This window comes from Streptomyces sp. NPDC008150 (assembly GCF_042956945.1).
In the GTDB taxonomy this organism is placed as follows: Bacteria; Actinomycetota; Actinomycetes; order Streptomycetales; family Streptomycetaceae; genus Streptomyces.
The window spans coordinates 239,511-265,743 of sequence record NZ_JBIBHJ010000011.1 but is presented as its reverse complement, the minus strand read 5'-3'; the positions used below and the strand labels follow the sequence as shown (position 1 = coordinate 265,743).

Below are 26,233 nucleotides of genomic sequence, written 5' to 3'. Positions count from 1 at the left end.
GCGGGGGCGGGTCAGGTCAGGTCGGCGGCGAGCAGGTCCATGAGCAGGCCGTCCTGCCACAGGCCCGTCCTGTGGTCGAGCGCGTACTGCCGCATGATCCCCACGGGCCTGAACCCGACCTTGCGGTAACTGCGGATGGCAACGGTGTTCGCGGCGGCGGGGTCGATCACCAGGCGGTGGTGCCCGCGCTCGTGCACCAGCCATCGCGCCAGCGTGCGCACGGCATCCGTACCGAGCCCCTTGCCCTGGTACCGCGCCGACATGAACACGTCGATGCCGGCGTGGCGGAAACCCGGGTCGGACTCCTCGGCGAACTGGATCGCTCCCGCGACCCGGCCGTCGACCACCACGGCGAGCATGCGGTCGAAGTCCTCCGGGGGAGGCGCCCACCACGCGGCGACCTCCGGCTCGCGGACGATGCGCGCGAGCGTCCCGCCGTCCTCCTCGACGGTCGGGCGCAGCAGGACCCTGTCCCCTCGTAATTCCATGCCTCATTGTCCCCACGCCGACGGTGGGGCGGTCGTCGTCGCCGGATGTCGTGCCCGGGGCAGGTCCGTCGGTCCGGTGGGGGCTGCTTCCGGCGCCGTCCGCCATTGAGTGTCGAGCAGATGTTCGGTGATCTTCCCGCAGGGGCAACACGGTTATAAGCGGATGAAAGGTGAAATAACGGCGAGTGCGCGTGGGAGCGCGATGCGCGGCGCCTCGCACAGTGATCGTTCGAGGGGCCTCACCAGGAACCACCTGGGCGGACGGCCAGTAGGTGGGCGAGCAATGGATCCGTGGCTGATCTGGCTGATCGTCGCGGCGGTACTGGCCGCGGCGGAGATCCTCACGCTCACCGCCGCGCTCGGCATGCTGAGCGCGGCCGCGTTCCTCACGGCGGGAGCCGCGGCGATCGGCCTGCCCCTGCCGTTGCAGTTCGTGGTGTTCACCGTGGTCGCCGTGGTCGCCCTGCTGTTCGTGCGGCCCCTCGCGCTGCGCCAGGTGCGTCGGCCTCCGGCGCGGAGATTCGGGGTGGACGCCCTGATCGGCTCGGACGCGTTCGTCGTCTCGGAGGTGACCGGCCGGGGCGGCAGGGTCCGCATCGGCGGCGAGGAATGGACCGCGCGGGCGTACGACGAGACGCTCGTGATCGCCCCGGGCAGGACCGTCGACGTCATGGAGATCAGCGGTGCGACCGCGATCGTCTACCCCAGGGACTAGGACATGGAGACCACGGCTTTCTTGATCGCCGGCCTGATAGTCGCGCTGATCGCGGTGTTCACCGTGGTGAGGGCGGTACGCATCGTGCCGCAGGCCCGCGCTCGCAACGTCGAGAGACTCGGCCGCTACCACCGGACCCTGAATCCCGGTCTCAGCCTCGTCATTCCCTACGTCGACCGCGTCCGTCCGGTGATCGATCTGCGCGAGCAGGTGGTTTCCTTCAAACCCCAGCCGGTCATCACCGAGGACAACCTGGTCGTCGAGATCGACACGGTGCTCTACTTCCAGGTCACGGACCCCAGAGCGGCCTTCTACGAGATCGCGAGCTTCCTCCAGGCGGTCGAACAGCTCACCGTCACCACGCTCCGCAACGTCGTGGGCTCCATGGACCTGGAGAAGACACTCACCTCCCGGGACACCATCAACAGCCAGTTGCGCGGCGTACTAGACGAGGCCACCGGCAAATGGGGGCTGAGGGTCAACCGGGTGGAGATCAAGGCCATCGACCCTCCGCAGTCCATCAAGGACGCGATGCAGAAGCAGATGCGCGCCGAGCGGGACAAGAGGGCCGCCGTTCTCGGCGCGGAGGGCCAGCGCCAGTCGCAGATCCTCACCGCGGAGGGCGACAAGCAGGCCGCCGTCCTGCGCGCCGAGGGAAACCGTACCGCCGCGGTGCTGGAGGCCGAGGGCCAGTCGCGGGCCATCGACGAGGTGTTCCAGGCCGTGCACCGCAACGATCCCGACCCGAAGCTGCTGGCCTACCAGTACCTCCAGACGCTGCCCCAACTGGCCCAGGGGCAGGGGAACAACTTCTGGGTCGTGCCCAGTGAGATCACCGCCGCGCTCCAGGGCATGTCCCGCGCCTTCACGGAGGTGCTGCCCAAGTCTCCGGCCACGAAGGAGAAGCCTTCGGACGACATGGCCGCCCAGGCCGCCCACGACAAGGCGCGGGCGGAGGAGGCGGCGGCCACCGCTCTCGCCGACGCGGCCGAGGCGGAGGCGGAGGGTTCCGGCCACCGGCCATCTCCACCCCCGCCGCCGCTCTGACGGCCGGGCGCCCGCCCGACAAGCCTCCGGCGCACTCCGCGCGGGGCGCTCGTCGCCTCGGGTGCCCTCCGCCTCGGACGGCTCGGCGCTCAGCTTTCCGGGTCGTGCATGATCTCGCGTACCTCTTGGGCACACCGGCACGCCTCGGCGATCTTCGCGGCCCACAGCAGCGCGTCCTCGCGCGAGGGCACCTCGATGACCGAGAATCCGCCGACCACCGCCTTGGCCTCGGGGAACGGCCCGTCCGTGACCGTGCCGTCGGGTGCCACGATGCTTGCCCGCTGCCGTTCCAGTCCGGCGCCGAAGATCCAGACACCCGCTTCCTCGGCCTCCCGCACGACCCGGTGGGATGCCTCGCCGACCGCCGTGAGGTCCTCCCCGAGGAAGTCCATCGCGCCGTCGTCGAATGAGATCAGGTATCGCGTCATCGTGCCGCTCCGTTTCCGGCGACCGCTCCGGCCGCCTCGCCGCTGCCCATGCTGCTGCCTACGGTCGGACGGATCCTGCGCCTCCTTCTCATCGCCCGTGGAAGTGCCGGCGGCGTGGCGACGAGACCGATCAGCGGGGCGGCTCCCGGTCCGTCCCCCGGGTGGTGGCCTTCACGCGGTGCCCCGCCAGCGGAGGACCTCCAGTGCCGTGCCGATGCCCACCACGTCCTCCGAGAGCGGCCGGGGCAGCAGTTCGTCGGCCCGGGTGAGGCGGCGCAGCAGGGTGTTGCGGTGGACGTAGAGGCGGTCGGCGGCCAGCGAGGCGTTGCACTGCGCGGCGATGAAGGCCCGTACCGCCTCGCGGACGGAGGGAGCGGCGTGCGCGAGGTCGCCGAGGACGCGCTGGACGAAGCCGTCGGCCGCTTCCACGTCGGAGGTGACCAGGGCGACCAGCTCCACCTCGTCGTGGGTGGCCAGTTGCTGCGGCGAGTCGAGCCGGGACAGCATCCGCTGGACCTTGAGCGCGTCGAGGTGGCTGCGCCGGAAGCCCTCGAGGTCCGCGCCGGTGGACCCGACGGCGGCCCGGACGCTCGACTCGGCGGCCATGCCCTCGCGCACGACGGCCGGGTCGGGGCTCGCGTGCAGCCAGATCCAGCGGGTGGCGGTGCCAGCGAGGACGACCAACGGCTGCGGGTCGGCGGCACCGGTGGCGATCAGATCCGTGACCCGTCCCAGGGCGGCGGGGTCCGCGTGGGCCTCCTCGGTCCAGACGATCGCGGCCGTGTGGGGCCCCGCCAAGCGGTAGCCGAGACGTTGTTCGGCCCGCGCCCGCGGGATCGGCTCCCCGTAGAGGAGCAGGCCGACGGTCTCACGCCGCTCGGCGTGGGTTCCCCGGGCGAGCTCGTCCCGCTGCTCGGCGATGAGGTCGCTGAGCGCCGCGATGGTGTCGTCGATGAACGCGGCGATCGACCGGCTGGAGGTGTCGAGGAGTTCCCGCAGTTCGCCGACGTCGGAGGTGAGGCCGAAGCAGATCTCGGTCCACAGCCGCACGGCCACGCCCTGGCCGGCCCGGTAGGCGTCCAGGGCGCTCTCGTTGAGTCCGCGGCGCACGAGGTCGCGGGCGACGGACACGGGGACGTCGCCGATGTTCGGCGCGACGCGTTCGCCGGGGCGGTCGATGTTGGCCGCCGCCCAGACCAGCAGGTTGGAGCGGTTGGCGCGGCGGGTGGCCGCGGCGAGGACCGGGTCGTCGTTGAGCTGTGCGCGGTGCGGGCCGGAGAGCGTGGCGCTGTCGAGCTCGCGCAGCCACTCCGCGGGCGGGTCCAGTGCCCTGCGCGCACCTTCGCGCAGCAGTTCGCGCACACGAGGTGAGGGCGTTTCCCAGGACACCCCGGCAGCGTAGGCGAAGAAGGGCATGTTGCACCACGTTCGCCGGAATCCGGAGCACTTCACACCTGGGAAGGGGGCCTCGCCCGGTCGCACAATGCCAGGGACGCATCGTTGCCACCGCCTGGCATCTCCGCCCCGAAGCACGGGAGTTGTACCCCATGTCCTCCACCACCGAAGCCGCCCCGGACACGTACGACGTGCTCATCGTGGGCGCCGGGATCTCCGGGATCGGTGCCGCGTACTACCTCCGGCGCGACCACCCGCAACGCAGCTACGCGATCCTGGAGTCCCGTGAGGCATCCGGCGGCACCTGGGACCTCTTCCGCTACCCGGGCATCCGGTCGGACTCCGATCTGCACACCTTCGGCTACGAGTTCGAGCCCTGGCGGGAGCAGGACGCGATCGCCGGCGGCGACAAGATCCTCGCCTACCTGCGCCGGACGGCGGCGAAGTACGGCATCGACCGGGCCATTCGCAGCCGCACGCGGGTCGTCGGCGCGAACTGGTCGTCCGAGCAGGCCCGTTGGTCGGTCCTGGTGGAGGACACCGGTACCGGTGAACGGTCCACGCTCACGTGCTCCTGGCTGTTCTGCGCGGCCGGGTACTACCGCTACGACGAGGGATTCACCCCGGACCTCCCCGGACGTGCGCGGTTCGGTGGCCGTGTCGTCCACCCCCAGCACTGGCCCGAGGACCTGGACTGCGCCGGGAAGCGGGTGGTCGTCATCGGCAGCGGAGCCACCGCGGTCACGCTCGTTCCCGCCCTCGCCCGGACCGCCGGCCACGTCGTCATGCTTCAGCGCACCCCCACGTACATCCTGCCCGTCCCCGCCCGGGACCGGCTCGCCGAGCGGTTGAGGGCGGTCCTCGGCGACAGGCGCGGGCACGCCCTGGCCCGCCGCAAGAACATCGCCAGGCAGGCGGCGGTGTGGGGGTTCTGCCGACGCTTCCCGAAGACGGCACGCCGGATCATCCGCCGGTACAACGTCCGTATGCTGCCCGAGGGTTATCCGGTCGACGAGCACTTCAACCCGCCCTACGACCCGTGGGACCAGCGTCTTTGTGTCGTGCCGGACGGCGACCTGTTCCGGGCGATCCGAAGCGGCGCCGCGTCGGTGGTGACGGAGGCCGTCGACACGTTCACCGAGGCCGGTGTCCGGCTGGCCTCCGGCCGGGAACTGGACGCCGACGTCGTGGTCACCGCCACCGGGCTCAACGTCCAGGCCATGGGAGGCATCGCCCTGCGCGTCGACGACGTCCCGGTCGACCTCGCCGACACCGTCGCCTACAAGGGCATGATGCTCTCCGGAGTGCCCAACTTCGCCTACGCGATCGGTTACACCAACTCCTCCTGGACCCTCAAGGTCGGGCTGCTCTGCGAGCACTTCTGCCGGCTCCTCAGGCAGATGGACGAGGGCGGCCACGACACCGCGCGCCCCGAAGTCGCCGACAGCGCCATGCCGTTGCGCCCCCTGCTCGACTTCCAGGCGGGCTACGTCCGCCGGGCCGTCGACACCCTGCCCCGCCAGGGCGAACGCGCCCCCTGGCTCACCTCGTTCCAGTACACGAAGGACGTGCGCCTGCTGCGCAGGCTGCCCGTCGAAGATCCGGAGCTGCGGCTGACCAGCAGTTCCGCGCACCGGCGGCAGGCCGTCACCGCCCAGACCGAGACCGGGGCGTGAGGGGCATGGCACTGGAGCGGTTCGAGTTCGCGCCGGGTACCGCGATCGTCACCGGCGCGGCGAGCGGCATGGGTGAACAGCTCGCCTACTCCCTTGCCGACAGGGGCAGTTCACTGGCCCTGGTCGACCGTGACGCCGTACGTCTCGACAAGGTCGCCGCGACCGTGCGTGCCCGCACCACCAAGCCGGTGGCGACCTATGTGGTCGACCTCGCCGACGACGAGGCAACGCGGAACCTCGGTGGCCGGCTCGCCGCCGGGCACCCGGACACCCGTCTGCTGATCAACAACGCGGGCGTGGCGCTGGCCGGTTCCTTCGACCAGGTGAGCGCGGAGGAGTTCGACTGGCTGCTGGCGGTGAACCTGCGGGCCGTCGTCACGCTGACACGGGCGCTGCTGCCCACGCTCCGCGCGCGGCCGGGCGCCCATCTGGTCAACGTGTCCAGCGTGTTCGGCCTGATCGCCCCCGCCGGGCAGGTGGCCTACAGCACGAGCAAGTACGCGGTGCGCGGGTTCACGGAGGCCCTGCGTGCCGAGTTGTACGGTCACGTCGGTGTGACGGTGGTGCACCCCGGCGGCGTCCGGACCAGGATCGCCGAGAACGCCCGGATCAGCGCGGCGCTGACCGCACGTGCGGCGAAGGCTGACGCGGAGCCCGACGCGGGACCCGATGCGGGACCCGATGCGAAGAGCGGCACGACGCGTGACTCGGAGCGCGGCGCGAAAGGTGATTCCAGCAGTGTTGCCCACCTGCTGAACTACCCCGCCGACCGCGCCGCGGAGAGAATCCTGGACGCGGTGTCGCGTCGCAGGCCCAGGCTCCTGATCGGTTCGAGCGCACGGCTGCCCGACCTGCTCACCCGCGCCAGCCCGTCCCTGACCCCCGTCCTCCTCGACGTGTTCCGCAAGCGCACGGCCCGAGGCAACTGACTGACCCGTCCCCTTTCCTGGAGCGCCCCTTGACCGCAATCGACTGGAAGCCCGACATCGTTGAGGGCTGTCAGCAGCACACCTTCGACCTCGGAGCCGACCCCGACGGCGAAGGCACGGTGACCGCCGTTCTCGTCCGCCGCGGCACCGACGCGCAGACACCCGCTCCGGCTCCGGCCTGCGGCGCCGTTCTCTACGTCCACGGGTTCGCCGACTACTTCTTCCAGACCGCCCTGGCCGACTTCTTCGCCGCACGCGGGCTCTCCTTCTACGCCCTCGACCTGCGTAAATGCGGCCGGGCCCGCCAACCGGGACAGACCCCGCACCACATCAGCGACCTCGCCCTGTACGACCAGGAACTCGACCTGGCACTCGACGCGGTCACCCAGGAGCACCCCGGCCTGCCCGTCCACCTCGTCGCGCACTCCACGGGAGGTCTGATCCTCCCGCTCTGGTTGCACCGGCGACGGGAAGCGGGACGCACCGCTCCCGTGGCCGGTCTCGTCCTCAACAGCCCCTGGTTCGACCTCCAGGGCAGCTCCGTGCAGCGCGGTCCGGTCACCCAGCTCCTGCGCCTCCTCGCGAAGGCCACACCCCTGCGCACGGTCCCGATCCCGCCGAGCGCCGTCTACGGCGACACCTTGCACAGCAGCCGCGGCGGCGAATGGGACTTCGACCTCGACCTCAAGCCCCTGGCGGGGTTCCCCGTCACCGTCGGCTGGCTCAACGCCGTGCGGCGCGGCCACGCCCGGCTGCACCGCGGCCTCGACGTCGGAGTCCCGTCACTCGTGCTGCGCTCGGACCGTACGCATTTCTCGCGCCGCCGCACGGAGTTGAGCGACCGGGCCGACCTGATTCTGGACGTCGCGCAGATCGCGCGCTGGGCCGGCTGCCTCGGGGGCGAGACCACCGTCGTTCCCGTCACCGGCGCCCGCCACGACGTCTTCCTCTCCCTGCCGGAGGCCAGGGCACGCGCCTACGACGCGCTGGACGCCTGGCTGCGGAGGGACACCGAACGGGCATGACCGCCCGGTGCGCGCACGGCCGTCGGACGCATGCCGCCTGCCGCCGCCCGTCTGAACGGGCGGCGGCAGGCCCGCGGCCCGTCCGCTCAGTCGGTCAGTCGGTCAGAAGGGACAGCACGTCAAGGAAGGACATGGTCGTGCCGGGCTGGAGGCGTGTGGTCTCGCCCCGGAAGGACCGCACCTCCAGCCAGCTCCGCGGTGACGCCGTCGGCAGGATCTCCATGAGCTTCCGGAGGTCGGCCGTCCGCTGGGCCTTGAACTTCGGTGACGGCCGGTAGAACGACGGCTGGATGTCGAAGCGCAGGTCGACGGCGGGATACGGCGACCGGCCCCAGTCGCTGTAGGGCAGCGGGGCGCGACCGTGGATGCGGGCGTCGACCAGTACCTCCGGGTCCTCGTCCCCGATCTCGCAGTCGAACACGGGAAAGGCCGTCGCCACCCGCGCTGCAAGAGCCGGGTAGGCGGCGCAGCCCCGGCCCAGTGCCGGGGAGCAGAACAGCGCGTGGTCGAAGGGCCCCACGGGACGCGGCAGGGGCACCTTGTGGTGGGACCGCCCGTCGAAGGCGAGGTCCCGTCGGGAGCAGAGGAATTCCAGGAACTCCGCGACCACCGCGTCCTGGTGGCCGGCCGCTCGTACCGCGAAGCGGACCGCGCCGAGACCCTGCTCACGCAGCACGTAGTACTCGAAGAAGCCGTTCGGGTGATCGGGCGTTCGCGCGCACCGGAAGACCTGGTCGAACCCGTCGACCGGCAGGAACTCCGGTACGGGCGCGTAGGGGCCGACGGCCCGGGTGAGGAACTCCAGCACGGGCGTGCCGGCCTCGGCGTCCGCCGGATCGCACGGCGGTTCCACCTCGGTGTAGCCCTTGCGCAGCCGGTCGTTGATCTTTCGTGCCGCGTGGCGCCCCGCCTGTTGCTCGTCGTCGAGGATCGTCGTGCTCGCCCTGCCCGGGGTCCGGTCGGAGCCCCAGCGCAGGAAGCAGCGGATGCCCTCCTGGCGGATCTCCCAGTATCCGGGCGCGGCGTCCTGTGTCTCCTGCCGCTCGAACCGCCGCCAGCCGGTCATCCGAACCCCCTGCCTCCCGCGGCAGGCCCGCGCCGCAACTGCACGCGGTGACCCTACCGTTCGCCTGCCGGCGTGCCTTCGGTGATGTCGCTGTCGGCGGTGATCGATAAGGTCTGCGGACCTGATCAGACGAGGAGCGCGGACCATGAGATCTCCGGCCGAGCTGGACCGAGTCCAGTGGCACGCCCTGACCCACGCCTACGGCCCGGCCGAGGACGTGCCCGAGCTGATCTCAGCGCTCTACCAGGACGACGAGGAGGCGGTCGACGAGGCGATCTACGAGCTCTACGGCAACATCCACCACCAGGGCAGCGTCTATCCCGCGTCGGCGCCCGCCGTCCCCTTCCTCGCGCACGCGGTGCGCCACGCGCGGTTCAAGCGGGCGGAGTTGCTGATGCTGCTCGCCATCCTCGCCGACCACGATCCGGAGGCCGTCGACCCGCCGCACTGGCAGGACACCTCCGTCGGCGCCGTCTGCACCGCGCTCTGCCAGGAGCTGCCGGAGCTGCTGTGCTGCCTCGACGACACCGAGCGAGGGGTACGCCGAGCCGCCCTGCGGGTGGTCGCGGCCGTGGCAGAGCTGCTCCCGGAGGACCGGCGGGCCGAGGTCGTGGCCCGGCTCGACGAGATCTACGCCAACGACCCCGTTCCGGCGGTGCGGGCGGACGCGGTGGTCGTCCTGGCCCGGTTCGGACGCGGGACGGCGGCGGCCGACAGCCCGCTGCCCGAGGTCAGGCTGGCTGCGGCCCTGCTCGCCGTGGCACGGTCCGGGCCGCCGTACCCGGCCGACCTGGTGGACGTGATCGCCGAGGACGGCGCCGAACCCGACCCCGGGGACGACGAGTTCCCCTGGTCGGGCGCCACCACCCAGGAGGACCGACTGAGGCACGTGCTCACGGAGGACCCGGACGCCGGGCTCCGCGTGGCCGCCCGCTGGATCAGGCGCGGGGACATCGGCTCGCGCGGCTCCTGGCTCGCCGAGGCAATCGCCGAGAGCTGGCGCGACCGTGAACCGGCGGTGCTGGACCTGCTGTTGGAAGCGCTGCCGCACCAGACGAGCTCCCGGACCCGGGCCGCCCGCCTGCGTACCGTCGGCCACTGGATCGAGCGCCTGCCCGAACTCGGGCTCGCCCCGGGCCACGGCCTCCGCGACACACTGCACCGGTACGCGACGGATGCCGACGAGGTGACCGCCGGGCCGGCGCTCCTCGCCCTGGTGAACTCCCGTGACCCGCGCGCCCTGGAACTGGTGCTGCGCCGGCCCGGCCCCCGGCTGCTCGAAGCGGCCGCGCGGCACTGCCCGGAAGGCACCGACCGGCTGATACCCGAGATCCGCCGGGCACTGGCGGCGGGTGCTACCGGCAACGACGCCATCGCCCTCGTCCGCGCTCTCGAACCGCTCGGCGCCGGCGCCCGTGTGGCCCTGCCGGAGCTCGTCGAATGCCTCCGCACCCGCCGTGCGGCCGTGGTCGCCGCCCGGTGGCTCGGAGCGGGCGGCGTCGCGACGCAGGAGACCGTCGACCTGGTGGCCGACGCCACACGGAGCAGTGACCCGGCGCTGCGCGCGGCGGCGGCCGTGGCGCACCACCGGCTGACCGGGGACGTCGGGCTGTGCCTCCGCACGTTCGAGGAGGTGCTGTCCGGCTCGGGGCAAACACACTGGTACCTGGGCGCCTTGGAACCGCTCGGCAGCGCAGCCGCCCCGCTGCTGCCGCTCGTCGAGCCCCGGCTGGAGGCGCGGCACGAGTGGACCCGGCTGGCGGCAGCCGAGGCTCTGTACTGGATCACCCAGTCCCCGGACCGCGTCGTCCCGGTCCTCGCCGAGCTGGTCGGCCCCACGCCGGTCGGCCTCCGCGCACTCGGAGCACTCGCCGCAACCGGCCGTGTTCCGGAGGGACTTCGCCCCACTCTCCGTGCCTACGCCTTCTCCCCGCGGCGCCTGATCCACGACGGGCCGGTCTCGGGCCAGGGCCACCCGGACGACGAACTCCGCACTCTGGCACGTACGTTGCTCGGTGTGGGCGCCGGTGCCGAATAGCCGCCCTCCCCAACTGTCGCTCTCGTGCACGGAATCGGGGAACGGCACTGCCTGAACGCGGTCACCGCCCCGCGCGGGTGAGGAGTCCGTCCGTGAGGACGGTGACCATGAGCCGGGAACGGTAGGCGGGCTGTCCGTCCGGAACGGGCATGCAGAGGTTGGCGACGGCGTAGAGCACGTCGTGGGCGCTGACGTCGGAGCGGGCGACACCGGCGGCGACGGCGGACTCCAGCAGTGCGTCGAGGGCGGGTCCGACCCTGTCGAGGAAGTAGCCCGGCAGTTCGCGGTAGGCGGGGTCGCCGGAGTGCAGGGCAGGGGCGAGTCCCCGTTTGCTGCCCAGGAACGTCGCGTACTGGCGAAGCCATTCGGTCAGGGCGTCCGCGGGGTCGCGCTCGGCGGAGAGTCGCGGCCCGAGGTCGGCGATGGCGTCGATGTTGCTCTCGACGACGGCCTTGACCAGGTCCGAGCGCAGCGGGAAGTGCCGGTAGAGGGTGCCGACGCCCACGCCCGCGAGGTCCGCGATCTGTTTCGCGGGCGTGTCGACGCCCGTGGTGTCGAAGACCGACCTCGCGGCGTCGAGGAGGGCGTCGAGGTTGCGCTGCGCGTCGGCACGCCGACGGCGGCCCTCACCCTCGCGGGTCGTGGACGGATCATGCACGGTCACTCCGGTTGCGTATCCGGAAAGCTGTTCCGTATCCTGTTTCCGGAACGCTTTTCCATTTCTCTCAGTCTACGGTGCCGACCGGTCAAGGCCGCCACCCGGAGGAGCCCTCATGAGGTACCGGTCTCTCGGCCGCACGGGAATCATGGTCAGCCCGTACGCGCTCGGCACGCTGATGTACGCCACCCGCATGGGCAACGACCCCGACGAGTCGGCGCGGATCATCCACAGGGCCCTGGACGCCGGGATCAACTTCCTGGACACCGCCGACGTCTACGGCGACTCCGAGGAGGTCGTCGGCAAGGCGCTCAAGGGCCGTCGCGACAACGTCGTCCTGGCCACGAAGTTCGGCCGGCCCGTCGGGGAGGATCCCAACCAGCGCGGCACATCGCGCCGTTGGATCGTGCGGGCCGTGGAGAACTCGCTGCGTCGACTGCGGACGGACTACATCGACGTCTACCAGGTCCACCGCCTCGACCCCGCCACGGACATCGAGGAAACCCTCTCCGCGCTCACCGACCTGATCCGCAGCGGCAAGGTCCGTGCCGTCGGCTCGTCCAACACGCCCGCCTCCGAGATCGTCGAGGCGCAGTGGGTGGCGGAACGTCGCGGGCTTGAGCGCATGCACACCGAGCAGCCGCCCTACTCCCTGCTGAACCGTGGGGTGGAACGCGAGGTCCTGCCGGTCGCCCAGAGGCACGGTCTGGGAGTCATGGTCTGGGGGCCGCTCGCCCAGGGGCTGCTCACAGGCCGGGTGCGCAAGAACCAGGAGAACACCCTGACCCGCGCGGGCATGTTCACCCACCTCAGCAACGAGCACCGCATCGACGTCGTCGAGCGGCTGATCCCCCTAGCCGAGGGGGCGGGCATGCCGCTCACCCACCTCGCGATGGCGTTCACGCTGGCCCATCCCGGCGTGACCAGCGCGCTGGCCGGGGCGCGCACGATGGCGCATCTCGACGACCTGATCGCGGGCTTCGACGTCCGCCTCGACGACGACCTGCTCGACCGCATCGACGAGATCGTGCCGCCCGGCGTGGAGGTCGGCACCCTCGACCAGGAGTACCTGCCGCCCGCCATCCTCGACCCCGACCTGCGCCGCCGGCCCGCGGCCGACCGCTCCGCCGCCTGACGGGCCGCTGCGGCCGGGGCCGGGACCGAGCGGCCCCGGCCGGAGGCACCGGCTCAGCGCCTGCGCCGCCGGCTGCGGAGGCTCAGCACGAGCCGGGTGATCACCAGACCGATCACCACCACACCGACCACGATGCGTACCCACGGCGGCAGGGATCCGGAGTCGGGAAGGTAGACGGCCATCGGCATGGTCGCCAACGTACTGGCTGCCGGTACCGGCGCACCGAGGGCGCGCCAGTACGCGCCGGGCGGCGTGCGACGGGACCGTCGGGCAGTACCTGCTCGGCGCGCCGGTCCACGAGGGGAACGCCGCCGGCCCCGGGGCGCCGCGTCCGGGGTGCGGCTCGGCAACACCTCCCCGCGAGGCTTCAGTTGACGTCCCCGGCATTGGTCTCGGCCGTGGCGGACTCGCGTTCGACCGTGGTGGTGACCTGAACCAGGGACGGCCTGCGCGGGGTGGAGCCGAATCCGAACCGCACCGGTGGCTCGACGGCAGCGAGACCGCCGAGGTGCTCACCGTCCAGGGTGGCTGTGGCCGTCGTGATCGGACGAAGGTCGTGCGCGCCGTACCACTCGTGACGTCCGGGACGTGCGCTGCCGTGTGTGCGTACACCCCTCAGTAGACGGGCGGGTGGCCCGATCGCCGTGACCCAGAGCGGGTGGGCGGCCACCGGGCGGGGCACGGCCCGCAGCAGAAGCCCCAGCGCGCCGCGGCGGCCCGTGGTGAAACGCAGATGGAGAGGCCCGGCGTCGACGGTCCAGACGGTGTCGGTGACGGACACCTCGACCGGCACGACCAGGATCTCGTCGAACACGTAGGTGCCGGCGACGAACTCCGCCGCGTCGGGGGTGGGAGCGAGCAACACCCGTTGCCCGTCGGCTTGTTCGAGCATGACGTCACTGAACGTCCCGAGCGGCGACCGCAGCCAGTGCCCGAGCACGATCCGGGCTCCGGAGGAGGTCCCGATGCCGGCGATGCATCCCTCGAACCGGAGGCGTTCACGCATGAGTTGCTCCGTCTCCGGTTGCCGTGACACGAGGGGTGCGCAGGCTGGCGGTCCCTCTCCGCCGCAGGGGTAGGAGTGCTCGGCCGGGAGACGGCGGTGGGTTCATGGGGGTTCCTCCGGTGGGGCACCGGCCCGGTGGACCGGCAGGGAAACGCCGGGCGGGGGCAGGGCGCGGTGGCGACGCCCGGGCGTCGATGCCCGCAGGGTAACCGCGGCACCCGGCGGTCGTCCGGCTGCCACGGCCGCGTCGTTCCGGTTGGGCGAGGCGCCTCGGGGCGGCGACTTCGGCGTCCCGCACCTCGACCCGGTGGGCCAATCGTGCGGCTTTGCGGGGTGGCCCGCCGATTCACCTGCGCACGAGGGCCGTCGAGGTGCTCGCTGAGAGCCGGACACCGGCCGACCGCACCCTGGTCTGGGCGGTCCCCAGTGGGGGCCGCCGCTGCGAAAGAGTTCCGGTTGTGTGGCGTCGCGGGGCCGGGCGGGCGCCGAAGCCGCACGGAGCAGCATCGCCGACGGGCGCGGATGCTCGACCGCGTCGGTGCAGAGGGCCTTGGGGAGTGAACGCGAACTGGTCCTGGATGCCGGGCAGTCGACGGGAGGCCCGGTTAGCCGAGGACGGCTTCTCGGTGCTCTCCTCGCGTCGCACGCGACGCCTACTGGGTGCCCCCGCCGAACCGCCGCCGGGCAAGGAGACACGCGTGGTTGCCGTACGCACGGACGACGGCAGGTACGCCGGGAGTGTCAGCGTCCTGGCCGACACGGGGGAGATGGGCGGATGGCTCGCCTCCCCACGCCCGCGGAGTGGGCCTGGGCACGGAACTGTTCTCGGGCGGGCGGGCGCGGAGCTCGGCCACTTCCACCTGGGGCTGCCGACCGTTCGTGCGGGCTTCGAGCCGGCGAACCTCGCGTCAGCGGGAGCGTTGGCCGCCGTGGGCTTCGTCCCGGCGGACGCCCCGCCCCGGCACACCCTCGGTGACGGCCGCGAGGTCGGCGCCCGCTGGTCGCAGCACACGGCACCGTGGCGGCCGCCCTGCCGCTGCGCCGGACCGGGATCGGCGGCGTCCACCGGCGAGTCGGCGAGCAGTCCGGCCGCGGCGGGAGTGTGAGCACCGCCGACCGCCGACCGCCGACCGCCGACCGCCGACCGCTGCCCGGCAGGGCGGTAGCCGACAACGTGGTCCCACGCTCCTGGAGCGAGCGGTTACGTGGCTGATCGGCGCAGGGTTTCGTGCCACTCGGCCATAAGGTCGTGGTACTCGTCCATGGCGGGATCGCGACGTCCGCCGGGCGCGTAGGCCGGCGACCGGTCCGCGTCGAGCGGCACGTGGGCGCAGTACCAGGCCCGCTCCGCGCCCGCCTGCTCCGCGGCCGTGCCCGTCCGTAGGTAGTCGAGCAGTGAGGCCGTGACCCGGCGGCGCCCGAACGCGTAGACCGCTGGTTCGACGAACCAGCGGCAGAAGCTGGGATCCGGGTCGTGGACGGCCGCGGCCATCAGCGGAGCGAAGAACTCCTCGCTGAGAAAGGGGCGTTCGAGCAGTGGCCCGCGCACGGCGTGGGCAAGTCGCCGAGCGCGGGCGGCCTCCGGCACATCGGGAGCGTCCCCGAGACCGAGTAGCCGCGCCACTTCGGTGGCGCAGGTCAGGAACGTCCGTGGCTCTGTGCTGTCGCGATCTTCTTCGGCCATGGCGGCATTCTCGTCCAGCACGGTCGAGACCGAACGGGCGCCGGCCGACCCCAACTTGGTCTGTTCCTGCCCTGCTCGGCAACCATGCCCGTGACGGCGGGCACACCTGGGCTCGCTGTCAGGGGATGGGGGAGGGCGCGGGGATCGTGGTGGGCGAGAGCGAGGTTCGGGTGAGGGCGCGGGCCGTGGCGAGTTCGTCGCGGGATGCTTGCTCGACGAGTTCCAGGTAGCCGTACGCGTCGTCACCGACGGGGATGCGCAGGGGAGTTGGGACGTCGGCATTGACGATGTCGAGAACCCGCGCCGCGAAGTCCTCGGGACGGCCGGTCTCGGGGTTGGCGGCGAGGCCGCGGGTGCCTTCGAGCATCGGGCGGTTCGTCGCGTCGTAGGCGTCGATCCGATGGGCGGCCTCTGCCAGGGAACTGCCGTAACGCGTGGCGAACATGCCCGGTTCGAGCACGGTCACGCGGATGTTGTGCGGGGCGGCCTCCATCGCCAGGGCCTGGCTCATGCCTTCGAGGGCGTGCTTTCCGGCGGTGTAGGCGCCCAGCCCGGGGAAGGTCGTCCGGCCGACCACGGAGGAGACGTTGAGGATGTGGCCGTGCCCCTGCGCCCGCATCAACGGCAGGACGAGGCGGGTGAGTCGCCACGGTCCGACCACCAACGTCTCCAACTGGTCCCGCAGTTCGCCGTCCGAGACCTCCTCCACCGCTCCGAACAGGCCGACGCCCGCGTTGTTGACGAGCACGTCGATCCCGCCGAGGCGGTCGGTCGCTTCACGGACGGCCGCTTCGCACGAGGTGGCGTCCCGCAGTTCCAGCGGGAGGGGAGTGATGAGACCGGGCCAGGCGGTGACCAGGTCCTGGAGGTCGGCCGTCCTGCGCGCGGTCACCGCGAGCTGCGCCCCTGTCCTGGCGGCGGCGGTCGCCAGGGCGTGCCCGAGGCCGGACGAGCATCCCGTGATCAGCCAGCGTTGTCCCATTGATCCCCACGTTGTCCATGAGTTGCACCCGGCTTTCCACGTGTCCGACGCCGGGCTGCCGCGTTGCTCGCGGCGGCCGCGAGTGCCGTCCGCGTGCCCGGCTGCGACGTGTGTTCGCAGCGGTTGGACGACGGCGGCCGGTGGCGGCAGTTCATGGTCGGGTGCATTCGGTTCCCGGTCATCCCCACGTCGGGGGCGCGCGGAGGCACCGCGGAGCACGTCGTGCCCCTCTTGCGCCGGAGGCATCCCCCTCTCGTCCGCGAATGCGCCGTCCCCAGCGCCCTGGTGTTCACGCGGAGGAGCGTGGGCGCGGCGGGCGACCTCCCGGTGACAGAGCCTCGCGCTGTGCGGGAGCGAGTCTGCTTGGATCGGCGTATGAGCGATGAAGACGTGCGGCACATCGGGATCCTGCTGTTCTCCGACGTGGAGGAACTGGACGCGGTCGGCCCCTGGGAAGTCCTGTCGTACTGGACGCGGGTCTTCCCCGAGGACCGGTGGGCGGCGTTCTGCTTCTCGTCCGACGGAAACCCCGTGACCTGTGCGAAGGGGCTCACGATCGGATCGCACTTCTCGACGGCCGACATGCCCGCGCCGGACGTCCTGGTCCACCCCGGCGGTCGGGGGACCCGGCCACTGCTCACCGACGACAGGCACCTGGACTGGGTGCGGGGCATGCGCCGGTCGGTTCCGCTCATGACGAGCGTGTGCACCGGCTCGCTGGTCTTCGCCGCGGCCGGCCTCCTGGCCGGGCGCCCGGCCACCACCCACTGGGGTGCGCTGGAGCAGCTCGGGGAGCTCGACCCGACCATCGACGTGCGGCCCGACGAGCGGTTCGTCGACGACGGAGACACGATCACGTCCGCGGGCGTCTCCGCCGGCATCGACATGGCTCTCCACCTCGTCGCCCGGCTGTCGTCCCCGGAACGCGCGCGTGAGGTGCGCCGGGGCATTCAGTACGACCCGCGGCCTCCCGTGTGACCGAGGGCGTGCCGACGGCCCCGCCGCGGTCGGGGGGTGCTGCCGGTTCCGGTACGGAGCCGGGGCTCTCGTCCGGGGGCGCCGATCCGGGATCGGCGCCCCCGGACGGCTGGAGTGGCAGTCCGGCGCCGAGCCGGGGCGGGCCGAGGGCGCGCCCCTCCGCGTCTACTCGGCCCAGGCGCGCGCCAGTTGGGTGCGGAAGTCGGCGGGCTCGCGGCCGATCAGCTCGGCCAGCGTCGAGTCGACGGCGGTGAACTCGCCCTTCCGCGCCGCGGCGAAGATGCTCACCATCAGGTCGGCGATCGCGGCAGGAGCGCCGTGCTCCAGGACCTGCTCCCGGAAGACGTCGTCGGGCACGACGGTGCGGGTGACCGGGCGGCCGGTGGTCTCGGACGCGATGGCGGCGACGGCCGCGAAGTCGAGTGCCGCCGGGCCGGTGAGCGGCGGGGTGGGTCCCTCGAAGCGGGCCTCTCCGGCGAGGATCACCGCGGTCGCCTCGGCGAGGTCGTCGTGGCCGGTCCAGGTGACAGGGCCGTCGGCGGGGAGGGCGATGTCGGCGGTGTGCCGGGCGGGCTCCAGGAACTGCAGGGCGCTGGAGGCGTAGAAGCCGTTGCGCAGGGCGGTCCAGGGCGTGCCGGTGGCGCGCAGCAGGTCCTCGGTCCGGGCGTGGTCCCGGCACGCCTGGAAGCGGGAGTCGTGGGCGGCACCCATCTGGCTGGTGTAGAGAATGCGGCCCACGCCGGCCTGGACGGCGGCGTCGATGGCGGTGCGGTGGCCGCTGACGCACTCCTCGCCCGTGCGGTCGAGGGAGACGAGCAGCAGTTGCTCGGCGCCCTCGAAGGAGTGCGCGAGCGACGTGGGGTCGTCGAAGCTGCCGCGCCGGACGCGGACGCCGCGGTCGGCCAGGTCCTGGGCCTTGCGGGGGTCGCGGACGCTGATGCCGACGCGGTCGGCGGGGACACGCTCCAGGAGGCGCTCGACGGTGCGGCGGCCGAGCTTCCCGGTGGCTCCGGTAACGATGATCACTGAATGCTCCGCAGGTTGTTTCCGATGGAATCAATTCAACGGTAACACTGGAATTTCCAGTGGAATCACTTCCCCGGTATCATCGATTCATGGTTACGCGCGACTCAACCGGCGGCCCTCGGCGCCGCATCGTCGAAGCCGCCGTCGAGCTGCTGGAGAACGGCGGCCCGGACGCGGTGAGCACCCGCGCGGTCGCGGCCGCGGCCGGAATGCAACCCCCGGCGATCTACCGCCTCTTCGGCGACAAGGACGGGCTTCTCGAGGCCGTCGCCGAACACGGCTACGCGCAGTTCCTGGAGCGGAAGCGCGCGCAACTCGACCCCGACCCGCAGGACCCGGTGGAGGAGCTGCGCCGCGGCTGGGACATGGTGGTGGAGTTCGGGATCTCGCGCCCCGAACTGTTCGCGGTGATGAACCGGGCCGGTGGCCGAGGAACCGACGCGGCCCACCGCGCGGGCCTGGAGATCCTTCACGGCCGGGTGCGCCGGCTGGCGGCCGAGGGATGGCTGCGGGGCGACGAGGAGCTGGCCGCCCAGATCATCCAGGCAACCGGACAGGGCGCGGTCATCACCTGGCACTCCACCCCTGCGGACCGCCGCGATCCGGAGCTGCTGACCGTCCTGCGCGAGTCGATGATCGCGGCTGTCACCCGCGCCGAGCCGGTGGTCACGGCCTCCGAGTCCGGTCCCTCCGCGGCCGCCCGGGCGCTGCGTGCCGCCCTGCCCGACGAGGCCGGTGTCCTGAGCGACGCCGAGCAGCGACTGCTGCGTGAGTGGCTCACGCGCCTGGCGGCGGACGGCGGCGCTCCCGGCGCCTGATCACGCGTCGGCGCCCCGGACGGTGGGTTGCCGGCCGGTCCCGCACGCGGTCCCGCGCCTACCGAGGGTGTTGGTCGAGCCTGATTTCGGGTCGGTACAGCCATTCCGTGCCGATCTGCCGATGGACGTCCGTAATGTGACGCCGATACTGGAGAGAACCCGTGGACCACGGAGGCGGGCATGGCGTTCGAACGGATCGAACTGGCTGAGGTACTGGCCGCGGCGGAGGCCGTCGCGCCGGTGGATTCTCTCGACGTGGCGGGGCGCAACCTGCGCGACCGGTTCGGCGCACGGTACGTGTCGTTCCTGTTCGTCGACGTGGTGGGCCGTCGCCTGCTGCGGGTCAACGACACGGCTTCCACGGACGCGGCTTCCACGGACACGGCATCCCCGGGGCGGGAGGACCGCGCCGAGCAGGTACCCCTGGTCGGCAGCGGCGTCTACGACGAGGTCCTGCGCTCGCAGAAGCTGGTGCGTGCTCCGCACAACGGGCAGGGACAGCGGGTGCTCGCCCCGGTGACCAACCGCGGTGACACGATCGGGGTCCTGGAGCTGTACCTCTCCGAGGCCGAGGTCACGCGGGACGTTCTGGAACAGGTCGAGGAGGCCGTGCACGCGCTCGCCGACGTCATCGTCACCGACCGCCGCTTCACCGATCTCTATCACTGGGGCAACCGCACCACCGTCGTCAGTCTGGCCGCGGAGATCCAGCGGCAGCTCCTGCCTTCGGCGTCCGCCTGCGAGGCGACCGAGTTCACCCTCGCGGGCGCCCTCGTACCCGCCTCCGACATCGCCGGTGACACGTACGACTACAGCCTCGACTCCGGCGTCCTGCACGTGTCCGTCACCGACGCCATGGGCCACGACGTCGACGCGTCACTGACGGCGACCCTCGCCGTGAACGCCTCCCGCGGTGGCCGCCGTGCGGGAGCGGACCTCGGCGAGCAGGCCCGGCAGATCCACCAGGCGCTGCTCGACCACGGCCGCCGGACCTTCGCCACCGGCCAGCTCCTGCGGGTCGCCCTGGACGGGAGCGGCGCCCGTGTCGTCAACGCCGGCCACCCCCTGCCGTTGCGGCTCCGCTGCGGCGAGGTCGAGGACGTCGACCTCGCGGTGAACCTTCCGTTCGGCGTCACGGGGACGGCCCCGTACCGCGTGCAGGACGTCGACGTCCGGCCGGGGGACCGGCTGCTCTTCTTCACCGACGGCATGCAGGACCGCGACGCCGAGGTGGTCGACCTGCGGGCCCTCCTGCTCGACACGGCCGCGGAGCACCCTCGCGAGGTGGTGCGCACCATGGTCGGCGCGGTCTCGGACGCCTACGGCGGCCGTCCGCCGAGGGACGACGCCACCGTCCTGTGCCTGGACTGGCACGGACCGGGCTCCCCTGCCCACGCCTGACGCGGCGGCGCGCGCGGCGGCCGTGCCGCGAACCGTGTCTGCCGGAGGGCGACACGGGTACTCGGAGGCCTCACGGTGCGAAGAGCCGCCGTCGGTTGTCCGGCCCGCCGGGCGAGGACGTCGCCGGCCCGCGCGGCGCCGCACCTGTCTGGAGGTATTCCGTGACTGTCCCCGCCGCGCCCGCTCCCGCCGACGCCGACCCGCTCGGCACCCTGTCCGCCGCCGGAGTGTCCGTATGGCTCGACGACCTCTCCCGTGAACTCCTGGCCGGTGGGGAGCTGGAGAAGCTGATCGCGGACCGGCACGTCGTGGGGGTGACGACGAACCCGACGATCTTCGCCTCCGCGCTGTCCAAGGGCGACCGCTACGCGGAACAACTCGCCGAACTGGGCGCGGCCGGCGAGAGCGTCGACGACGCGGTCTTCGCGCTCACCACCGACGACGTCCGCGACGGATGCGACGTCCTCGCCCCGGTCTACCGGCGCACCGGCGGTGTCGACGGGCGGGTCTCCATCGAGGTGGACCCACGGCTGGCGCGGGACACCGACGCCACGATCACCCAGGCGAGCAGGCTGTGGGAGACGGTCGACCGGCCGAACGTCCTCGTCAAGATCCCGGCCACCCGCGAGGGACTGGCCGCGATCACCGCCGCCGTTGCCCGGGGAATCAGCGTCAACGTCACGCTGATCTTCTCGCTGGAGCGCTACCGCGAGGTCATGGACGCCTACCAGGACGGCCTGGAGCAGGCATCGGCCGCCGGGCTCGACCTCTCGGGCATCCACTCCGTCGCCTCCTTCTTCGTCTCCCGGGTCGACACCGAGGTGGACCGCCGCCTCGACGCCGTGGGCACCCCCCAGGCCAGGGAACTCAGGGGCAAGGCGGCCGTCGCCAACGCCCGCCTCGCGTACCGGGCGTTCGAGGAGATGACGGCCGCCCCGCGCTGGCAGGCGCTCGAAGCCGCCGGTGCGCGGGCGCAACGGCCCCTGTGGGCGTCCACCGGCGTCAAGGACCCCGCCTACCCCGACACGAAGTACGTCTCGGAACTGGTCGTCCCGGGCACCGTCAACACGATGCCCGGCGCCACACTTGCCGCGTTCGCGGACCACGGAACCCTTCCCGGCCGTCCGCCGGCCGCGGCCGATTACGCCGGCGCCGACGCCCATTTCGCGGCTCTGGAGAACATCGGCGTCGACTTCGCGGACGTCACCGACGCCCTGGAGCGCGAAGGACTGGCCAAGTTCGAACAGAGCTGGGAGGAACTCGGCGCCTCGGTGGATCGCGAGATGCGCTCCACCGACACGGAGGCCGACACGGGCGCTGCGGCCGGGCACGGGGCGGACGGCGCGCCGGTCGACTCCGGCCACGACGCCGCCCGCCTCCTGGCGATCTACCTGAACGACCATTTCGCGGGAGCCACCGCGGGCATGGAACTGTTCCGCCGGGCCGCGAAGGCACGGGAGGACGACGAGGCCGGGCCGGTCCTGGCCGACCTGACCCGACAGGTCGAGGAGGACCGCGGATCGCTGGAGCGGATCATGCGCGATCTCGACGTCTCCGTCGCGCAGGGCAAGGCGGCTCTCGGGAGGCTCACGGAGAAGGCCGCCCGCCTCAAGCCCAACGGTCACGTTCTGTCCCGCTCCCCGCTGAGTGACGTGGTGGAGTCGGAGGCGATGCTGCTCGGCGTCCGGGGCAAGGCTGCCTGCTGGCGCACCCTGCGGTCCCTGTCCGAGACCGACGGGCGTCTGGACACCGCCGCCCTGGGCACCCTCGCGGAGCGGGCCGAACAGCAGATCGCGATCCTGGAGGGCCTGCGGGACGCGGCGGCGGCCCGGACATTCGGCGGCGTGTGACCGAGTGGTCCAAGGGATGTCGACCGGCCGCCCGCGAGGGCGGCTCGGCTCGGTGGAAGACCGGAAGGGGGCCGGGGCCGCATGCGGCCCCGGCCCCCTTCCGCCCAGCGCTCAGGCGTTCCCGGCCGGATCCTCGGCGTCGCCGCCGTAGGACTCGTGTGCGACGGGACTTCTGTACGTCATCGACCCCGTGGCCGGTCTCCGCGTCGCGCCCGCGCCCCGTGCCCGGTGCGGTCCCGTACGGCGTCCTGCGTCGTCAGTCGCCGCGCTGTCCCGGGCCGCGGACCTCGTCGGCGCCGTCGCGGGCCGTGGAGCGCAGGTCCGCTGCGGTCTCCTTGCCCGTCTGCCGGGCGTGGTCACCGGTGGTGCGGGCGGTCTCCGCCGCGCTGTCCTTCACCTTCCGCACGGCCTCGGTGGCCGGCTCGCGCAGCTCGTCCCGTATGTCGTGGGCCGCCTGCACTGCGCCCTGCCTGGCTGGTTCCACGAGTTCGTCGGCGTGCTCGCGCAGCCGGCCGCCGACCCGCTCCTCCGCGTCCGTGGTCGGCAGGAACGCGGCCGCCAGCATGCCCGCGCCGAAGGCGACGACCCCCGCGGCGAGCGGGCTGCCCTGGGTCTGGCGCCTTATGCGCTCCGGGGTGTGCTGCGCCGCCTCGCCGACGGCGGACGCGGTGTCGGAGAGGGCGTCCCCGGCCCGTCCGGCCGCCTGTCCCGCTTGCTCGGACACGCTGTGCGCGGTGTCGGTCACCGTGCTGCCCCCGCTGTGCCCATGACGCGCTCCTTGATTCCGCTCAGCCGGCTGTGCGTGGCGTCGATCTTGCGGCGGGCCACCCGTCCGGGCACCACTCGGTCCGCCAACAGGTCGACGTTGCGGGCCAGATGCGCCCGCGTGTCGTCCACGTCGCGCTTCAGCCCGTCGGTTTCCGTGCCCATGCGGCATCCTCCTTCAGCGTTTCCACGGTCTGGTCGGGCTTCATGCTCACCGCGCGCAGTCGCTTGCGGCCGTTGACGTAGAGGACCGCGGCGGCGATCGCCCAGACCGCGGTGACGATCAGTGCGGCCCAGGCGAGGTCCATGCCGGCGTCGAGTGCGAACAGTGCCGTCAGGCTGACGAAGAGGACCACGATGTGCCCGGCGTAACCGGCGCCGGCGAGCATGCCGCCCGCCTTGCCGGCCTTCACGGACTCCTGCTTCAACTCGGCCTTCGCCAGGGCGATCTCGTTGCGCACCAACTGGGACAGGTCGTCGCTGATGTCGCTGATCAGGTCGCCCAGCGACGGGTCCCCGGGGACCGGCCCGGGGCCGGTGCCGTCGGGATGCGTGGGGAGCGGGTTCTGCTCCGAGGAGGGCAAAGCCATGGCTCAGTACTCCTCGGGCCGGCGAACGGTGCCCGGTGCGCGCGTCTCGCCGTACGAGGGGGCCGGGGCGGGGTCGGGCAGGGGGCGGGGCGTGCTCGGCGGTACCTCGGAGGCCCGCGCGCCGCCCGTCGTTGCGGGAACCGCGCCCGAACCGCCGCCGGTGGGGGAGGGGCCGGCGTTGGGATGCGCCCCGGCACCGGACGGTGACCCGGCGGCCGACACCGCCTTGCCCACGCGCGCCGCCGCGAATCCGGCGACGGCCGCGCCCACGAGGAACAGGCCGGGCTTGCGCCGTGCGAAGCCCCGAAGGTCCTCGACGATGCCCTCGGGGCCGCGGTTCTCCAGGTGCGCGGCGGCCTGACGGCCGCCGTCGGCCAACTGGCGCACGACCGTGGTGGTGGTCGAGTCCGGCTTGCCGTTCTCGCTCATGTCGTGGAGTTCGTCGGCCAGTCGGCGGACGTTGGCTGCCAACTGCTGGGCCCGCGCGCGGGATTGGTTCTGCAACTGCTCCCGCAGTTGTCCTGCCATGTCGCGCGCCTGTGTGGTGGCCTCGTGCGCGGTGCTCGCGGCCTGGTCCTTGGCGGTGCGGGCGACGTCCGACGTCCTCTCGCCGACCAGTGCGGCGCCCTCGGACGTCTTGTCCCGCGCGGTGTGTGCCACGTTCCGGGAACGGTCCGTGTCGTGCGTGGGTGAGCTGTCGAAGTCGTTCAAGACTCCTCCGATTTTCGTCCGATGCGGCAGATGCGCGCACGACGCAGCGCCCGGCCAACGGCGTTGAGAGCGCAAGGCCGGGCGCTGCGTCGAGGACGTGCCTCTACTGGGTGTCGTAGGGCTCGCGGCTGCCTTCCTCGGCGAGGCCGCGGCTGATCCGGCTGCCGGCGGTCGCGCGATCACCCGTGTGTCCGGTTCCGGACACGCTCTCGGGATGCGCGGCAGCCGCCTTGGGCACCGGTGTTGGGGAACCGTCGGGGAGCCACAGTGCCAGTCGTCCTCGGACGGTGGAATCCGCGGCACGCTGTTGTTCCCGTCTCCGCAGGCGGGTCTCCCGGCGCGCCCGACTCAAACACGAACGGGCCAACTCACCGCGAAACGAAGGTACTTGAAGGCAGGACCGGACCCTCTCGTGGCGGCGGAGGGGATCCCCGACTTCCCTCAAGAACCCGAGCGACCGGGCTCCCCGGGGCGGAGGATTCGAGGGAACACCGGCGACGCGAGGCCGGCGGTGCGCGGGCGTCCCCGCGGTGGCGGTATCCAGGAGGCGGCTCCCGTACTGCGCGAGAGCGCTACCGATGTTCACCGCGGTAAATATACTTTTCCCATGTCCAAGCCTGACGAGTTGCTCGTTGACGTCGCCACCCTGGTGGAATCCGGGAAGAGCAACCAGATGTCCCTGACCGTGGTCGTCGCCGGTGCTGTCATCACCGGCCGCCTGGCCCCCGAAGCTGTGTGGATGCAAAGGGTGTCGGACGTGCTGACGGACTCCGCCCATCTGGGCGAGTTCTCCGCCGTCTTCGACACCCCCGCGAAGAAGGACGGGCCTCCCGCACATCTGCACTTCCATGTCGCCCGCATCCTCCAGGGCACCGTGGGCATCCCCGAGACGGGCGGGATGTACCGCGTCGCCATCGAGGACGTCAGCGCCTGGACCATGGGCGGCTTCAGCTACTCCGACCACTGAGCTCCACCTCCCGGGGCAGGACGCCCCGCAAAACGGTGTGGGCCCCGCGGATGCGGGGCCCACACTGCTGTTCTGTCGGCGGTTCGCGCGGGCTCTCCCCGGTCAGGCGGAGACGGGGGCGCCGAGCAGCGCGGAGGCGTGCTGGACCGGGCTGAGGGCCTTCGCCGGTGCGGTCCTCGGACCGGTGCGGCACGTGAAACCGAGCTGCGTCATGGCCCGGAGAACCTCGGCCCCGCTGAAGTCACGGCGGTCCTGTCGGGTGATGACCTGGCCGACCTGCTTCACGGGGTAGTGGCGACGGCCGATGATCACTGAATCACCGGTTCCCGGCTCGGGCTTGATGCCCTTCATCGAGTCCAGCACGCTGCTCCTGGTGAGCTCGAAGGGGAAGCGGGCGATGACAAAGCGCATGTGACCTCACGAAGTTGCAGGGGAGCGGCTCGGACGGCGTGAGACAACTCAGTGGCAGAGGGCGGGGGCGCACGGAGTGCCGCTCTGCCCCTCGGTCACCGTCGGGGCGCCCCGGCGGCGGGACCGCGGAAGGCGCTCGGACCAGGCGGTCGGGACGGCGCCCGAGCCGGACAGGTCATGGCCGCCGTGGTCACCGAGGACGTCGCGCAGGCGGACGCGGTCGGTGTACGCGGAACTGTCGCGGACGGCGGCGAGTTCGGCCCGGGTGACCGAACCGGTGCGCTGATCGTCCTGGTCGCAGACGATCAGCAGCCCCGTGCGGGCAGCGGCCATGACGGACAGCGCCACCTCTACGCTCATGTCGTCGCAGACTCGCGGACGGGCCGCGTCCGCGCCTTCGGGTACCGCCTCGCGCGCGGGGCCGTTCCGCGTCGGACGGGGGTG

General features: G+C 72.2%; 28 protein-coding genes and 1 pseudogene. 13 read left to right on the top strand and 16 right to left on the bottom strand.

Translation table 11 applies throughout. From position 1 onward, the window contains the following. Positions 1-11 precede the first annotated feature (11 nt). On the bottom strand, positions 12-488 hold the full coding sequence (gene aac(6'), locus ACFZA0_RS26225; protein ID WP_391021298.1) for an aminoglycoside 6'-N-acetyltransferase: 477 nt from the start codon (positions 486-488) through the stop codon (positions 12-14). Positions 489-771: 283 nt separating this feature from the next. Here aac(6') and ACFZA0_RS26220 point away from each other — a divergent pair, with 283 nt between their 5' ends. Continuing rightward, complete coding sequence (locus ACFZA0_RS26220; RefSeq protein WP_391021296.1) at positions 772-1,203, top strand: NfeD family protein; 432 nt, start codon at positions 772-774, stop codon at positions 1,201-1,203. A 3-nt stretch (positions 1,204-1,206) separates the two neighbouring features. Beyond that, a complete protein-coding gene (locus ACFZA0_RS26215) occupies positions 1,207-2,250 on the top strand; it encodes an SPFH domain-containing protein (RefSeq protein ID WP_391021294.1) in 1,044 nt (347 codons plus the stop codon). Between the two features lie 89 nt (positions 2,251-2,339). Here ACFZA0_RS26215 and ACFZA0_RS26210 read toward each other — a convergent pair whose 3' ends face one another. Together ACFZA0_RS26210 and ACFZA0_RS26205 are read right to left on the bottom strand one after the other, a co-directional pair. Continuing rightward, the gene (locus ACFZA0_RS26210; RefSeq protein ID WP_391021292.1) at positions 2,340-2,678 is read right to left on the bottom strand and encodes a YciI family protein; all 339 of its coding nucleotides are present in this window, start codon (positions 2,676-2,678) and stop codon (positions 2,340-2,342) included. A 171-nt stretch (positions 2,679-2,849) separates the two neighbouring features. Continuing rightward, on the bottom strand, positions 2,850-4,067 hold the full coding sequence (locus ACFZA0_RS26205) for a helix-turn-helix domain-containing protein (RefSeq protein ID WP_391021290.1): 1,218 nt from the start codon (positions 4,065-4,067) through the stop codon (positions 2,850-2,852). A gap of 158 nt (positions 4,068-4,225) precedes the next feature. Here ACFZA0_RS26205 and ACFZA0_RS26200 point away from each other — a divergent pair, with 158 nt between their 5' ends. The 3 genes from ACFZA0_RS26200 to ACFZA0_RS26190 are packed head-to-tail and all read left to right on the top strand — an operon-like array spanning position 4,226 to position 7,703. Beyond that, positions 4,226-5,749, top strand: a complete 1,524-nt coding sequence (locus tag ACFZA0_RS26200; RefSeq protein WP_391021288.1) for an FAD-dependent oxidoreductase — start codon at positions 4,226-4,228, stop codon at positions 5,747-5,749. Positions 5,750-5,754: 5 nt separating this feature from the next. Next, the gene (locus ACFZA0_RS26195) at positions 5,755-6,678 is read left to right on the top strand and encodes an SDR family NAD(P)-dependent oxidoreductase (RefSeq protein ID WP_391021286.1); all 924 of its coding nucleotides are present in this window, start codon (positions 5,755-5,757) and stop codon (positions 6,676-6,678) included. Between the two features lie 29 nt (positions 6,679-6,707). Continuing rightward, positions 6,708-7,703: an alpha/beta fold hydrolase gene (locus ACFZA0_RS26190; protein ID WP_391021284.1), complete on the top strand. Its 996-nt coding sequence runs from the start codon at positions 6,708-6,710 to the stop codon at positions 7,701-7,703. A 94-nt stretch (positions 7,704-7,797) separates the two neighbouring features. On the opposite strand, the gene ACFZA0_RS26185 is transcribed toward ACFZA0_RS26190, so the two are convergent. Then, positions 7,798-8,769: a WGR domain-containing protein gene (locus tag ACFZA0_RS26185; protein WP_391021282.1), complete on the bottom strand. Its 972-nt coding sequence runs from the start codon at positions 8,767-8,769 to the stop codon at positions 7,798-7,800. 145 nt (positions 8,770-8,914) lie between these two features. Here ACFZA0_RS26185 and ACFZA0_RS26180 point away from each other — a divergent pair, with 145 nt between their 5' ends. After that, a complete protein-coding gene (locus tag ACFZA0_RS26180; protein ID WP_391021280.1) occupies positions 8,915-10,807 on the top strand; it encodes a hypothetical protein in 1,893 nt (630 codons plus the stop codon). A gap of 61 nt (positions 10,808-10,868) precedes the next feature. Here the strand turns inward: ACFZA0_RS26180 and ACFZA0_RS26175 are convergent, their stop codons facing one another. Further along, positions 10,869-11,471 carry a TetR family transcriptional regulator gene (locus ACFZA0_RS26175; protein WP_391021278.1) on the bottom strand — a complete coding sequence of 201 codons (603 nt, stop codon included), beginning with the start codon at positions 11,469-11,471 and terminating at the stop codon, positions 10,869-10,871. Between the two features lie 109 nt (positions 11,472-11,580). On the opposite strand from ACFZA0_RS26175, the gene ACFZA0_RS26170 reads away from it, so the two are divergent. Then, on the top strand, positions 11,581-12,600 hold the full coding sequence (locus ACFZA0_RS26170; protein WP_391021276.1) for an aldo/keto reductase: 1,020 nt from the start codon (positions 11,581-11,583) through the stop codon (positions 12,598-12,600). A 53-nt stretch (positions 12,601-12,653) separates the two neighbouring features. Here ACFZA0_RS26170 and ACFZA0_RS26165 read toward each other — a convergent pair whose 3' ends face one another. Both ACFZA0_RS26165 and ACFZA0_RS26160 read right to left on the bottom strand, forming a co-directional pair. Then, positions 12,654-12,788: a hypothetical protein gene (locus ACFZA0_RS26165; protein ID WP_391021274.1), complete on the bottom strand. Its 135-nt coding sequence runs from the start codon at positions 12,786-12,788 to the stop codon at positions 12,654-12,656. A gap of 179 nt (positions 12,789-12,967) precedes the next feature. Then, positions 12,968-13,606 carry a hypothetical protein gene (locus ACFZA0_RS26160; RefSeq protein WP_391021272.1) on the bottom strand — a complete coding sequence of 213 codons (639 nt, stop codon included), beginning with the start codon at positions 13,604-13,606 and terminating at the stop codon, positions 12,968-12,970. A gap of 698 nt (positions 13,607-14,304) precedes the next feature. Between ACFZA0_RS26160 and ACFZA0_RS26155 the strand changes: the two genes are divergently transcribed. Then, positions 14,305-14,712 carry a GNAT family N-acetyltransferase gene (locus ACFZA0_RS26155; RefSeq protein ID WP_391021270.1) on the top strand — a complete coding sequence of 136 codons (408 nt, stop codon included), beginning with the start codon at positions 14,305-14,307 and terminating at the stop codon, positions 14,710-14,712. A gap of 95 nt (positions 14,713-14,807) precedes the next feature. Here ACFZA0_RS26155 and ACFZA0_RS26150 read toward each other — a convergent pair whose 3' ends face one another. After that, entirely contained in the window at positions 14,808-15,290 is a 483-nt protein-coding gene (locus ACFZA0_RS26150) for a hypothetical protein (protein ID WP_391021269.1), read from the bottom strand. A 118-nt stretch (positions 15,291-15,408) separates the two neighbouring features. Continuing rightward, entirely contained in the window at positions 15,409-16,272 is an 864-nt protein-coding gene (locus tag ACFZA0_RS26145; RefSeq protein ID WP_391021267.1) for an SDR family NAD(P)-dependent oxidoreductase, read from the bottom strand. A gap of 375 nt (positions 16,273-16,647) precedes the next feature. Between ACFZA0_RS26145 and ACFZA0_RS26140 the strand changes: the two genes are divergently transcribed. Beyond that, positions 16,648-17,250, top strand: coding sequence for a DJ-1/PfpI family protein (locus tag ACFZA0_RS26140; protein ID WP_391021265.1), 603 nt, complete (start codon positions 16,648-16,650; stop codon positions 17,248-17,250). Positions 17,251-17,415: 165 nt separating this feature from the next. On the opposite strand, the gene ACFZA0_RS26135 is transcribed toward ACFZA0_RS26140, so the two are convergent. Next, on the bottom strand, positions 17,416-18,276 hold the full coding sequence (locus tag ACFZA0_RS26135) for an NAD(P)H-binding protein (RefSeq protein ID WP_391021263.1): 861 nt from the start codon (positions 18,274-18,276) through the stop codon (positions 17,416-17,418). An 89-nt stretch (positions 18,277-18,365) separates the two neighbouring features. Between ACFZA0_RS26135 and ACFZA0_RS26130 the strand changes: the two genes are divergently transcribed. From ACFZA0_RS26130 to tal, 3 genes and pseudogenes are all read left to right on the top strand, one after another. Next, entirely contained in the window at positions 18,366-19,094 is a 729-nt protein-coding gene (locus tag ACFZA0_RS26130) for a TetR family transcriptional regulator (protein ID WP_391021261.1), read from the top strand. Positions 19,095-19,274: 180 nt separating this feature from the next. Further along, positions 19,275-20,495, top strand: a complete 1,221-nt coding sequence (locus ACFZA0_RS26125; protein ID WP_391021259.1) for a SpoIIE family protein phosphatase — start codon at positions 19,275-19,277, stop codon at positions 20,493-20,495. A 161-nt stretch (positions 20,496-20,656) separates the two neighbouring features. Further along, positions 20,657-21,784: pseudogene (tal, locus tag ACFZA0_RS26120) on the top strand (transaldolase); the annotation flags it as partial. An 817-nt stretch (positions 21,785-22,601) separates the two neighbouring features. Here tal and ACFZA0_RS26115 read toward each other — a convergent pair. The 4 genes from ACFZA0_RS26115 to ACFZA0_RS26100 are packed head-to-tail and all read right to left on the bottom strand — an operon-like array spanning position 22,602 to position 24,411. Further along, the gene (locus tag ACFZA0_RS26115; RefSeq protein ID WP_391021257.1) at positions 22,602-23,069 is read right to left on the bottom strand and encodes a hypothetical protein; all 468 of its coding nucleotides are present in this window, start codon (positions 23,067-23,069) and stop codon (positions 22,602-22,604) included. 17 nt (positions 23,070-23,086) lie between these two features. Next, entirely contained in the window at positions 23,087-23,275 is a 189-nt protein-coding gene (locus tag ACFZA0_RS26110; RefSeq protein ID WP_391021256.1) for a DUF3618 domain-containing protein, read from the bottom strand. After that, a complete protein-coding gene (locus ACFZA0_RS26105; protein WP_391021255.1) occupies positions 23,251-23,700 on the bottom strand; it encodes a phage holin family protein in 450 nt (149 codons plus the stop codon). The genes ACFZA0_RS26110 and ACFZA0_RS26105 overlap by 25 nt, the downstream gene beginning before the upstream one ends. Positions 23,701-23,703: 3 nt before the next feature. Beyond that, positions 23,704-24,411, bottom strand: coding sequence for a hypothetical protein (locus ACFZA0_RS26100; RefSeq protein WP_391021253.1), 708 nt, complete (start codon positions 24,409-24,411; stop codon positions 23,704-23,706). Positions 24,412-25,018: 607 nt separating this feature from the next. On the opposite strand from ACFZA0_RS26100, the gene ACFZA0_RS26095 reads away from it, so the two are divergent. Then, the gene (locus ACFZA0_RS26095; protein WP_391021251.1) at positions 25,019-25,378 is read left to right on the top strand and encodes a hypothetical protein; all 360 of its coding nucleotides are present in this window, start codon (positions 25,019-25,021) and stop codon (positions 25,376-25,378) included. A gap of 102 nt (positions 25,379-25,480) precedes the next feature. Here the strand turns inward: ACFZA0_RS26095 and ACFZA0_RS26090 are convergent, their stop codons facing one another. Together ACFZA0_RS26090 and ACFZA0_RS26085 are read right to left on the bottom strand one after the other, a co-directional pair. Then, positions 25,481-25,789 (bottom strand): SCO5918 family protein, encoded by a 309-nt coding sequence (locus tag ACFZA0_RS26090; RefSeq protein WP_391021249.1) that lies wholly within the window; start codon positions 25,787-25,789, stop codon positions 25,481-25,483. A gap of 48 nt (positions 25,790-25,837) precedes the next feature. Beyond that, positions 25,838-26,149, bottom strand: coding sequence for a hypothetical protein (locus ACFZA0_RS26085; protein ID WP_391021247.1), 312 nt, complete (start codon positions 26,147-26,149; stop codon positions 25,838-25,840). Between the last annotated feature and the right edge of the window lie 84 nt (positions 26,150-26,233).